This window comes from Azoarcus taiwanensis (assembly GCF_012910885.1).
Taxonomy (GTDB): Bacteria; Pseudomonadota; Gammaproteobacteria; order Burkholderiales; family Rhodocyclaceae; genus Azoarcus_F; species Azoarcus_F taiwanensis.
Map to the genome: position 1 here is coordinate 1 of NZ_WTVM01000131.1, position 10909 is coordinate 10909.

General features: G+C 61.8%; 14 protein-coding genes. 9 read left to right on the plus strand and 5 right to left on the minus strand.

The genetic code is table 11. The features are described from left to right. The 6 genes from GPA21_RS16435 to GPA21_RS16460 all read left to right on the plus strand — a co-directional run. The coding region (locus tag GPA21_RS16435; protein ID WP_168989208.1) for a putative bifunctional diguanylate cyclase/phosphodiesterase at positions 1 to 1632 on the plus strand (1632 nt) is incomplete at its 5' end. Between the two features lie 18 nt (positions 1633 to 1650). Next, on the plus strand, positions 1651 to 2520 hold the full coding sequence (locus GPA21_RS16440; RefSeq protein WP_168989209.1) for a class I SAM-dependent methyltransferase: 870 nt from the start codon (positions 1651 to 1653) through the stop codon (positions 2518 to 2520). A 129-nt stretch (positions 2521 to 2649) separates the two neighbouring features. Beyond that, the gene (locus GPA21_RS16445; protein WP_168989210.1) at positions 2650 to 2955 is read left to right on the plus strand and encodes a hypothetical protein; all 306 of its coding nucleotides are present in this window, start codon (positions 2650 to 2652) and stop codon (positions 2953 to 2955) included. Positions 2956 to 3015: 60 nt separating this feature from the next. After that, positions 3016 to 3633, plus strand: coding sequence for a DUF938 domain-containing protein (locus tag GPA21_RS16450; protein ID WP_168989211.1), 618 nt, complete (start codon positions 3016 to 3018; stop codon positions 3631 to 3633). Between the two features lie 5 nt (positions 3634 to 3638). Beyond that, complete coding sequence (locus GPA21_RS16455; protein WP_168989212.1) at positions 3639 to 4517, plus strand: alpha/beta fold hydrolase; 879 nt, start codon at positions 3639 to 3641, stop codon at positions 4515 to 4517. Between the two features lie 3 nt (positions 4518 to 4520). Beyond that, complete coding sequence (locus tag GPA21_RS16460; RefSeq protein WP_168989213.1) at positions 4521 to 5873, plus strand: cyclic 2,3-diphosphoglycerate synthase; 1353 nt, start codon at positions 4521 to 4523, stop codon at positions 5871 to 5873. On the opposite strand, the gene GPA21_RS16465 is transcribed toward GPA21_RS16460, so the two are convergent. The 3 genes from GPA21_RS16465 to GPA21_RS16475 all read right to left on the minus strand — a co-directional run bounded on the left by GPA21_RS16465 (position 5861) and on the right by GPA21_RS16475 (position 7770). Further along, positions 5861 to 6400: a YaeQ family protein gene (locus tag GPA21_RS16465; protein ID WP_168989214.1), complete on the minus strand. Its 540-nt coding sequence runs from the start codon at positions 6398 to 6400 to the stop codon at positions 5861 to 5863. The two genes, GPA21_RS16460 and GPA21_RS16465, sit on opposite strands and share 13 nt — an antisense overlap. After that, complete coding sequence (locus tag GPA21_RS16470) at positions 6400 to 7185, minus strand: hypothetical protein (protein WP_168989215.1); 786 nt, start codon at positions 7183 to 7185, stop codon at positions 6400 to 6402. The genes GPA21_RS16465 and GPA21_RS16470 overlap by 1 nt, the downstream gene beginning before the upstream one ends. 78 nt (positions 7186 to 7263) lie before the next feature. Continuing rightward, positions 7264 to 7770 carry an HAD domain-containing protein gene (locus tag GPA21_RS16475; RefSeq protein WP_168989216.1) on the minus strand — a complete coding sequence of 169 codons (507 nt, stop codon included), beginning with the start codon at positions 7768 to 7770 and terminating at the stop codon, positions 7264 to 7266. A 205-nt stretch (positions 7771 to 7975) separates the two neighbouring features. Here GPA21_RS16475 and fabI point away from each other — a divergent pair, with 205 nt between their 5' ends. The 3 genes from fabI to folE all read left to right on the plus strand — a co-directional run bounded on the left by fabI (position 7976) and on the right by folE (position 10113). After that, positions 7976 to 8755 carry an enoyl-ACP reductase FabI gene (gene fabI / locus GPA21_RS16480; protein ID WP_168989217.1) on the plus strand — a complete coding sequence of 260 codons (780 nt, stop codon included), beginning with the start codon at positions 7976 to 7978 and terminating at the stop codon, positions 8753 to 8755. A gap of 25 nt (positions 8756 to 8780) precedes the next feature. Then, a complete protein-coding gene (locus tag GPA21_RS16485) occupies positions 8781 to 9392 on the plus strand; it encodes a hypothetical protein (RefSeq protein ID WP_422614165.1) in 612 nt (203 codons plus the stop codon). 97 nt (positions 9393 to 9489) lie between these two features. Then, positions 9490 to 10113, plus strand: a complete 624-nt coding sequence (folE, locus tag GPA21_RS16490; protein ID WP_168989218.1) for a GTP cyclohydrolase I FolE — start codon at positions 9490 to 9492, stop codon at positions 10111 to 10113. On the opposite strand, the gene GPA21_RS16495 is transcribed toward folE, so the two are convergent. Together GPA21_RS16495 and GPA21_RS16500 are read right to left on the minus strand one after the other, a co-directional pair. After that, positions 10114 to 10440, minus strand: a complete 327-nt coding sequence (locus GPA21_RS16495) for a DUF3301 domain-containing protein (RefSeq protein WP_168989219.1) — start codon at positions 10438 to 10440, stop codon at positions 10114 to 10116. It abuts the gene before it with no gap. Positions 10441 to 10578: 138 nt separating this feature from the next. Next, positions 10579 to 10743, minus strand: a complete 165-nt coding sequence (locus GPA21_RS16500) for a hypothetical protein (protein WP_168989220.1) — start codon at positions 10741 to 10743, stop codon at positions 10579 to 10581. Positions 10744 to 10909: the final 166 nt, after the last annotated feature.

The window sequence follows — 10909 nt, forward strand, 5'->3', positions numbered from 1 at the left end:
TTCACCGAGATCAGCGGATACACCGCGCAGGAGGCGATTGGCCGCAGCGGCCGGTTTCTGGTTGGCGCGGAACTCGATCAGCCCGGACTCGACACGATCCGCAATGCGTTGAGGCGGGGGCAACCCGGCATTGCCAATCTGCGCTGTTACAAGCGCGACGGTTCCCTGTTCTGGAATGAAGTGCGCATTGCCCCTGCTCATGACGAGCAGGGGCAACTCACTCATTTCGTCTCGATCATGAGCGATATCACCGAACGGGTGACCCAAGCCGAAGCGCTCGAACACATGAGCACGCACGATCGGTTGACCGGACTGGTCAACCGCGCACTGCTCGACGACCGGATCGACCGGGAGATCGCGAGTGCCTCGCGACGGAACGCGAATCTTGCGGTGATGGTGATCGACATCGATCGCTTCATGGCTGTCAATGATGCGCTCGGCAACGCCGCCGGCGATGTCGTGCTGCGCGCCATCGGAGAACGTCTATCCGGGGCTGTGCGCGGTGAGGATACACTCGCGCGTCTCGGCGACGACGAGTTCGCGGTGCTCACGGGCAACCTTCGACAACCCGATGACGCGATGCGCGCCACCGCGCAGGTACTCGAGTGCCTTGGTCGGGCTTTCTCGCTGGAGGACAAGGAGCTGTTCCTCACGGCAAGTGTCGGCGTCGCGATCTACCCCAAGGACGGCCGGGATGGCGACACCCTGCTGCGCAACGCCCGCTTGGCCATGCAGCGCATCAAGCACAGCGGCGGCAATGGTTTCCGGTGCTTTTCGGACGACATGGATTCACGGTCGCACCATTTGCTGACGATCCAGACCGACCTGCGTCACGCATTGTTGCGCAGCGAATTCGTATTGCATTATCAGCCACGGATCGACCTGCTCAGCGGCAAGGCCACCGGCGCCGAGGCGCTTGTCCGTTGGCAGCATCCCACCCGCGGGCTGCTCCAGCCGGCAGACTTCATTCCCGCAGCCGAGAACCTGCGGATGATGGACGAGATCGGCGGCTGGGTGCTCAGGCGTGCGTGCCGACAAGCCGCAAAGTGGCAAAGATCGGGAGATCGTGGATGGCGTATCTCGGTGAACATCTCCGCCCAGCAGTTGCGTGACGGAGATCTGGCGCGCCGCATAGGCTCGGCGCTGAACGAAAGCGACCTGGATCCATCCTGCCTCGAGATCGAGCTGACCGAATCAGCGGTGATGCACGATATCGAACAGGCAGCGGCAATACTCAGCGAGATACGCGCACTTGGCGTTTCGCTCGCGCTCGACGACTTCGGCACCGGATATGCGAGCCTGAGCTACCTCCACAGGCTCCCCTTCGATTATCTGAAAATCGACCGGTCCTTCGTCATGAAGCTCGATCACGACCCGAGCCGAGCGTCGCTCACACTGGCCATTCTTGCGATGGCGCACAGCCTCGGGATGCGTACCATTGCCGAAGGCGTGGAGACCGAAGGCGAACTGTCTTTCCTGCGCACGCATTTGTGCGACGAGGCACAAGGCTTTTTGTTCGCGAGGCCCTTGCCGGCCGACGACTTTGTAGAGGTTGCCCGACGCATCGAAGACGAGCAGACTTTCGGCACGCAGCCCCTTGAGGGCGACAGTACGCTGAAACCTTCACCTTAATTTTCAAGATACCGCTTCATGAATCGCAAACGCCGGCAGACCGAGACAGAACAAGCGACTGCAGCCGAGCAGCTCGCCGACCAACTGCAGCCGGGACAATCGATCGACTTGCTGAAGGCTCTGCACATCCTGACCCGCGACGGGCGAATCAACCAGGATAGCCGACGCAAACTCAAGCAGGTATTGCATCTTTTCAACTTCATCGAACCCTTGATGCAGCAGGTGATGGATGAGCGCGGCGAGCTGACGCTGATCGATCACGGTGCCGGAAAGTCCTACCTCGGTTTCATCCTCTACGATCTGTTTCTGAAGTCTCGCGACACTGGCGAGATCCACGGCATCGAGACCCGCGAGCAGCTAGTGCAGTGCTCGCGCGCGCTGGCGGATGAGCTGGGCTTTGAGCGCATGCGATTTCACGCGCTGACGGTCGAGGAGTCCATCGGCTCGACTGCCCTGCCGCAAACCATCGACATCGTCACCGCGCTGCACGCCTGCAACACCGCCACTGACGACGCGATTCGCTTCGCCCTGGCGGCCAGGGCGAAGCATATCGTGCTGGTACCCTGCTGCCAGGCTGAAGTTGCCGCGGCGCTGCGCGCGAGCAAGGCAGAGGCGTTGGCGGCCACCCCATTGGCCGAGTTGTGGCGCCACCCGATCCACACGCGGGAGTTCGGCAGCCACCTGACCAACGTGTTGCGCTGCCTGCTGCTCGAAGCCCATGGCTACAGCGTGACAGTGACCGAACTGGTCGGATGGGAGCACTCGATGAAGAACGAACTCATCGTCGCCCGCGCCACCGGCCAGCGTCGGGGCAACGCCCGCGCGCGGGCGGACGCGATCCTGTCGGAGTTCAAACTGGATGGTCTGCGGGAGCGGTTTCTCTATTGAAACTGCGCTGATGTCGGGCCGCACTTCGCGCAAACCCCAAAGCGAATGGCAAAAAATTGATCTTGGGAAAGTTTTCGAGACACGATGACGTCTATCCTAGATGACGTCCTCGGAAAAAGGAGCCCTGCCATGCTCAACATCCCCCTGCCGATCTACGTTGCCTTCTTCTTTTTCCTGGGCTCGATGCTGCTGCTCGAATTGCACATGCGTTACCGGCGCAAGCAGGAAAGCCTTCCCCTGCTCGACGAGTTTCTATCGAATCACGCGCTGCAAAAACCCGTCTGCAGTGAATGCGGCAGCGAGCACATGCACGAGATCGGGTTTCTGCACAGCGACGATCCGAAACGCATCGTCTCCTGCGGTCAGTGCAAGACGCTGCTTTACCGCTATGAATGCACAGAACTCGCGGCCAAGGAAGCACAGGAAGCGGCCTGACGCCCTAGCACCTCCGAATCAAGGCACAATCACGGCACGAAAGACTCCCTTTTCGATGCCGTGAACCTTGATCCGAAACCGTACTCCGCTGCCTGCGACCGCAACAAGGACCCGATCCTGGAGGTCCTCAAGCAACACCTGGCGGCTGCACGCTCCGTGTTGGAAATTGGCAGCGGCACCGGACAGCATGCCGTGCACTTCGCCAAGCAGCTGCCGCACCTTCTCTGGCAGTGCTCCGACCGTGCGGAAAACCTGCCCGGCATCTCCGCGTGGCTGAACGAGGCCTGCCTTCCGAACACCCCGCCCCCAATGCAGCTGGATGTAACCGGCACCTGGCCGGTCACCCGCTTTGACGCGGTCTATTCGGCCAACACGCTGCACATCATGAGCTGGCAGGAGGTCGAGACCTTTTTTGGTGCATTGCCCGGCGTCGTACAACATGATGCGACGCTGACAATCTACGGCCCCTTCCGCTATGCCGGCCGGCATACCAGCGCCAGTAACGCGGCCTTCGACGCGTCGCTGCGGCAGGACGTGCCGCACCGGGGTATTCGCGACTTCGAAGCAGTCGATGAACTCGCAAAGGCAGCCGGCTTCGCCTTGTTGGCCGACCATGCAATGCCTGCGAACAACCGCTGCCTCGTCTGGAAGCTGGACGCGAAATCCCCCACGAATTGAACACAATGAAGCTGAAAACCTGGTATCACCCATGCTCGGCCGGCTATACGCTGCGTGGCGAGCACTCTCTTCCATCGGGCAAACCGGTGCTGCACTTTCTGCACGGCAACGGTTTTTGCGGGCGCACCTACTCACCAATGCTCGAGACGCTTGCAGAAGACTTCGACCTCTTCCTGAGCGACGTCCAAGGGCATGGCGACTCGGATCACGGCGGACGCTTTCACGGCTGGAACCGCACGGCAGACCTTTGCATCGAGGCCTGGCAGGCTCATGCAGACCGTTTCGGACCAGTACCGACGCTGCTGGTCGGTCATAGCTTCGGCGCGGTGATAACAGCGCTGATGATGGCCCATCAACCAACACTCGCGCAGCGAGCGGTGCTGCTCGACCCGGTGCTGTTCCCACCCGCGATGATGGGTTTGATGGCCCTGTCCGACGTGGTCGGCTTGTATTCGCGCAACTTGCTCGCCCAGCGGGCACGCAAACGTCGCCACCACTGGCCCGATCGTGACACCGCGCGGAGGCTGCTGGAGGGGCGGGGCATGTTCAAGGGCTGGACCGACCCCGCCCTTCAGGCATATGTCGACCATGCCCTGCGGGATACCCCGGGCGGCGGGGTGGAGCTCAAGTGCAGTCCGCGTCTCGAGGCTGAGATATTCGGCTCGTTTCCCAAACGACTGTGGTCTTCGTTGAAGCGGATACAGACCCCGACCCGGGTGCTGTACGGAGAGAACACCTTTCCCTTCGTGCCGAGCGCCGTGTCCCGTTTGTGCATGTCAAACCATCACGTTGGCGCACAACGCGTCCCCGGCGGGCACTGCTTCATGCAGGAACAGCCGTACGAAGCCGCCAGACTCGTGAGCAACTATCTGCTGGGAGACTGAACCATGGAGACCAGGCCACCCAGGCGCGTCCTGATTCTTGGCGCGGCCGGCCGGGATTTTCACAACTTCAACACACTGTTCCGTGACAACCCGACACACCGTGTACTTGGATTCACTGCGGCGCAGATACCGGACATCGCGGGTCGCCGCTACCCTCCCGTTCTTGCCGGCTCACTCTACCCGGAAGGCATACCGATCAGTGCGGAGTCGGAGCTTTCCGAGCTGATCGCCGCCCTTGGCGTGGACGAGTGCGTGTTCGCGTACAGCGACGTCTCCTATGATCATGTAATGCACCTGTCGGCCATCGCCAACACGGCAGGCGCGGACTTCAGGCTGGTCGCACCGACGCGAACCATGATCGAAAGCCGCAAACCGGTCATCGCCGTGGTCGCTACGCGCACAGGCACTGGCAAGAGCCAAACTTGCCGCGCAATCGTCGCTCGCCTGTCGGCGCGCGGTTTGCGCGTGGTGACCGTGCGTCATCCGATGCCCTACGGTGACCTCGCCGCACAAGGACTGCAGCGTTTCGCTCAGCTCGCGGATCTCGACACCCACGGCTGCACCATCGAGGAGCGCGAGGAGTACGAGCCGCATATCGAAGCAGGCAACGTCATCTACGCCGGCGTCGACTATGCGGCAATCCTGAACGCTGCCGAGAACGATCCCGACGGCTGCGATCTCATCCTCTGGGACGGCGGCAACAACGACACATCCTTTTTTCGGCCGGATCTGACGATTACGGTTACCGACCCGCAACGGGGTACCGACGCGCTCAACCATTACGCCGGCGAGATCAACCTGAGAATGGCCGATGTCGTGCTCATCAACAAGGTCGACTCGGCTTCTCCGGAAGCACTGCAACGAACCGAAGCAACCATTGCGGCGACAAACCCCGCGGCGACCGTGGTGCGAGCGGAGTCACGCATCAGCGTCGACGCGCCGGAACTCATCGCCGGCAAGCGGGTGCTGGTGGTCGAGGATGGCCCTTCGCTGACCCACGGCAATCTTCCCTTCGGTGCCGGATTTCTCGCGGCGCAGCGCTTCGGTGCCGCGCAGATCGTCGATCCACGACGCTGGGCAGTGGGCAGCCTTGCACGAGCCTTCGAGCAATGGCCGCAGCTCGGGTCGGTTCTGCCGGCGATGGGTTACGGGCACACGCAACGGGAGGAGCTGGAGGCGACGATTCGCGCCTGTGAGGTGGATACGGTGATCATCGGCACACCGATCGACCTCGGCCGCATCCTCACCATCGATAAACCGGCCACTCGGGTGCATTACGCCCTGGCCGAGATCGGCCAACCTGATCTCGACATGGTGCTCGACGTTTTTCTCGAGCGAATCGCTCAGAGCGGATAAAGGCGTTCCGGTTCGATACTGACAGTACGTTCTCCGTCGGAGAACCAGACATGCCCGTCCTGAATGCTCGCCTGCAGGCGCATGCTGCGCTGACACAGGCCTGCCAACTCGCCCGCGCTTTCGGCATTCACCCTGACGACCTCGAGATTGTCGAGCCGCGTCACGCGATTGCGCACGCCTTGCCACCAGGTGTCGGTCATCCTCGCATAGGGCATGATGACGACCGCGTCGGCCCGGGCACAGGCCTTGCGAATCCATTTCTCGTCGGGTTGACCGACGTCGATCCATCGCCGGATCTCACCACCGTAGTCGATCTGCCACAGGTCGGCCTCGTCGTCGGCACACAAACCCTTGCCAAAGCCCAGGCGCTCGTCGGCATAAAGGGCGAACGCCAGAACCCGCATCATCATCCGCTCCTCGGTCTCCGACGGATGACGGGCGATGGTCAGCGCATAGGTGGCGAAATGGTTGCGGTCCATGTCTGCAACCGCGAGCTCGACCTTGTGTATCGTCGATTTCAGGGCCATCAGTGCACCCGGTCACTGCCCTGCCGGGCCGCCTGTTGCCATTCGATGACCGAGCGCGCGGCGTGGGCCATGATCAGATCGCGCTTATCCGCCGGCAGTTCGCGGGACAAGGCCTGAAACAAGGCCTCGTTGCTGTCTCGGGCCACGCCCTCGGTTGCCAGCGACTCGGCGAGGCAACGAATCTGGATATGGGCGACCGAATCGGCCACCAGACGCCAACCCAGCTCCGGCATCAGTCGCACCAGACCTACCATCATGCCGCCGAGATGACTGAGGACCACGTCCGCCTCATCCCTGGTCTCACAGGCAATCATCGCGTGCCACAGCGCCAGGTGTATTGCCCGACGCAGTTCGATCTTGAAGTCGATCGCATTGCCTTCGGCCACATCCAGTGCCTCGAAATACCGCTGAAAGCGCGCTTCGGCACGCTCGTCCAGCCTGTTGCGAACCGCGCCGACGAGTTCGCTCAAACCGGGAATGGCGGCCAGGCCAAATGTCTGGCTGTAGGCGACGCCCCACTGATCAAGCCCGGCGATCACGAGTGCGAGACGCAGCGCGGACGCCTCGTCGTCCGGCGCGAGCGCGGCCCAGTCGAGCAGGGTCTTGGAAAGCGCCTCGACTCCCTGAGTCCTTGCTGCATCGCTTTCCCCCAGCGTCAGCCTGAACACGCGAGCAAACGCGTCCTGCGCGCTCAGCGCCGCCTGCCGCTGAATGTCGGCGGGAGCAAGCGAGGCAAGCGAGTCCGGAGGAATCGGGTTCGATGTGCTTGAGGCGGAGTCTGTCATGGGTGGTCATGCGCGATCTATGAAGATGCGCATTCTGACCGCTCGCGCGCCGAGGAGCAAATCGACTCTTCCGTGCGATCAACCCCAGTTCAGCAGCGAGCTTCGCTGGTTCTGAACACGTGGCGGCACGACGCCCTCGGCCAGCTCCCCCAGGAGACGGCGCAAACGCACGGTGTCTTCTTCAGTGAAACCACGCTTGAAGTCTGTGAGCACGAGACGCGAACGGGAAACCCAGTTTCCAGGCGCGTCGTCAAGTGCGCACCAGGCCGCGGTAGCCGGTTCGGGGTCGTGCTGGGCAAGCCAGAGCATGGCCTCGCGCTCGCGCAGACCGTGCAGTTCGCTGCCCTTCTTGGGGATCACATGCGGTGTCGTACCCGCGATCCTGGGGCGTATGTCCTCGGAGAAGCGGCTGACGAGCTTGGAAAGCGAGAAAAGCATGCGCCAGTCGGACGAAATCACGATCCGCGCCTCCGGGTGGTCGCGCACAACCGCCTCGATCAGCGGCAGGCTGCGAAAGTCTTCGACCTCACCCCACGGATGGGTGACGCCGTCGAAGTCCATGAAGATGAAGGTTTTGCGTGTCATGTTCGCACTCGCTCAGGGGTTGATGCGCATTCGACCACAATCCACTTCGAATGTTGCATTGCATCATATTTTAACCACAACTCTGGACGTGGAATGTGAACTACGCAACCATCCTCCGAAAAGATTTGGCTTGTGGGGACTTGTCCCGCCGGATCCGACATGCTTGAATTGCTGCACTGCACACATCGCGACGGAGCACACGCACATGAAACCCATTGTCAATCTCGAAGGCAAGGTGGGCCTGATCACCGGAATTGCAAACGAGAAGTCCATCTCCACCGGTGTGGCCGAAGCCTGCGTCGAAGCCGGTGCGACCATCGTGATCAGTTATCAGAATGAGAAGACCCGAGCCTTCATCGAGCCAGTCATCAACCGGCTGGGCGTGAAGGATGTCTATCTGATGGACGTGACCCAGCCCGAAACCCTGAGTTCGGTCGGAAGTGCCATCGCCGAGCGCTTCGGCAAGCTCGACTTTGCGGTGCACAGCATGGCCTTCGCCAAACGCGACGACCTGCATGGCCGCGTGGTCGACACCTCCCCGGATGGTTTTGCGCTCGCAATGGACGTTTCCACCCATTCCTTCGTACGCATGGCGCGGATGGTCGAACCGTTGATGGAGAAAGCCGGCGGAGGCTCCCTGATCACGATGACTTATCTCGGCAGCGAGAAGGTCATCCCCAACTACGGCGTGATGGGTCTTTGCAAGGCCGCGCTGGAGGCTGCGACCCGCTATCTGGCCGCCGAACTGGGTAGCAAGCGGATTCGTGTCAACGCCGTCTCGCCCGGCCCGTTGATGACCCGCGCCGCCTCGGGTATCGCCGGCTTCGACGGTCTCATGGCAGCGGCGGTCGAGCGCTCGCCGATGCACGCACTGGTGACACCAGAGGATATCGGCGCGCTGACCGCCTTCCTCGTGTCCGACGCCGGCCGTCTGGTCACCGGCGGCGTACACTACGTCGATGCGGGCTACAACATCATGGCCTGAAGCAAGCGCAAGCCAGGAAAACGCAATGGCCCAAAGCCCACCGGACAAACCTGAAGATCTCCGTGCAATGATGGAGCGGCCCAAGGTCACCCTCCCCGACCCGGTACCGCCACATCCGCTGCTCGACGGCAAGACCGAAATCGGGCGCGGCGAGTACAGTATCGTGCTGGACAAGGGCGACGATGAGCGCGTGTACAAGGTAATCAGCTCGCCGGCCGACTACTTTCTTCATACTGCGGAAGACCGTCCGGCCGGCCGCCACTTCCCGGTGGTACATCAGGATCACGGCATCATCGGGCGGGCAATCTCCGGGTACCCCTTTCATCTGCTGGAGATGGAAAAGCTCTACCCGCTGGAGCTGGGCTCGGAGACCGCGATGCTCGCACTGCAGCTGATCAATCTGTACTGGAGCGCCTGCCGTCAGTGGAGCCAGCTTGGCACCGAAATGGGGAGAATCGCGCTCCATCATTTGGCGGTCAGCCCGCTGGGGCTTTCCCCCAATCTGCAGGCCGCACTGAAGTCGCTATCGGATTTCGTCGACGAGTATCAGGTGCTGCCGGATCTGCTCAACCCCGACAACCTGATGATGCGCAAGGATGGCACACTGGTTTTCTCGGACCCGGTATTCATCGCCTGATCACCCTCCAGGGCCGGTCAGTCGCCCCATAGCCCACGCAAACGGACAGCAGCAACGGTTGTCGCTATCATGTGTCCAGAAATCACTGGACGAGTCGATGAACGACGACAACAAACCGACCTCGCCGGAGACTCGACGCAGCATCGGCATTCCCCGCAGCGGCGAGTTCGACCCGGTCGCTTTTGAAGCCGCGGTCTCCGCGCTGCTGGCTGCATGCGGGGTACAGGCCGGAGGCTCACATACCGGCAACACCGCTCGCCGGGTGCGCGAACTGTGGCAACGCCGCCTGCTCGGTGGCTACGAACTGGACCCGGCCGAAGCCCTCGGCGAAGGTTTCGAGGACAGCCGTCGCGACATGGTGGTGATTCGCGGCATCGCGGTACATGGTGTGTGTCCGCACCATCTGGTGCCTTTTCGTGGCGTCGCCCACGTCGCGTATCTGCCCGGCGGTCGCCTGCACGGCTTCGGCCGCATCGCGCGACTGGTCGATGCCATCGGGCACCGTTTCACCTATCAGGAATGGATGACCCGTGACATCGCCGAGGCGCTGATGCACCACGGCCGCGCACGAGGCGCGGCCTGCATCGTAGAGGCCGAGCAGCTATGCCTGCTCCTCGGCGAAGACCGGCGTGGCGACGAGCGCGTGGTGACCCAGGCCTTTACCGGTGAATTCGAAACCGACGCGCAGTTGCGCAGCGAGTTTCTGCGGGCGACCGTCTGATCAACCCGAGTCGGGGAGATCCACGATCGAGGCGATGTCCAGCATCTCCACTTCCCGGCCGAGCAACACCACGGCACCGGGCTGGCGGTCGAACCCCGACCCCGAGAACTCGAACTCATAGACCCGTCTGAGCGTGAGGTGACCGGCTTCGTCACGCGCCGGCCGCATCGTACGCAGTGCGACAGTGTCGTCGAGCAACTGCACACCAGCACGCTGGCAGGCGCTGCGAGCGGCCTTGATGCCAGCTTCGCGCGCACGAATGGTGTCGTGCCAGAACCAGGCGGCAGCACCGAGCAACAACAGCGCGACGACTTCGAAACCATGCATGTGCCGGAACAACCTCAGAAGGACAATAACGGGGACGCCCGAATCTTACCGCCCTGAACGAAACGGGGCACCGGTTTCGCGATCAAGCTGGAAACCAGTGCCCCGGGAGCCGGCAGACAGCCGGATAGAAGCGAATGATCAGCTCAACATGAAGCCTTTGATGGTGTAGAAGAGGAAAGCCGACATCACCGCAGCACAGGGCACCGTGATCACCCAAGCAGCGGCGATCTTGATCACCAGCGTACGCTTGACCAACTCCTTACGGTAGGTCTTGCGCAGGCTCTTGCGTTCGCCCTTGGACAAGTGGGCATCGGCGACAATCGCACTGTCCTTCTTCTTTTTGGGTAAGCGGATTAAATGGTTGATCTTACCTTTGCATGAGAGTGAGACAGACCGGCATCTCATCGGATTATCTGGTTGATGCTTCACCTACTGCTGGTGCATGTTTCCTTCGCTAATTCCAGCAAGA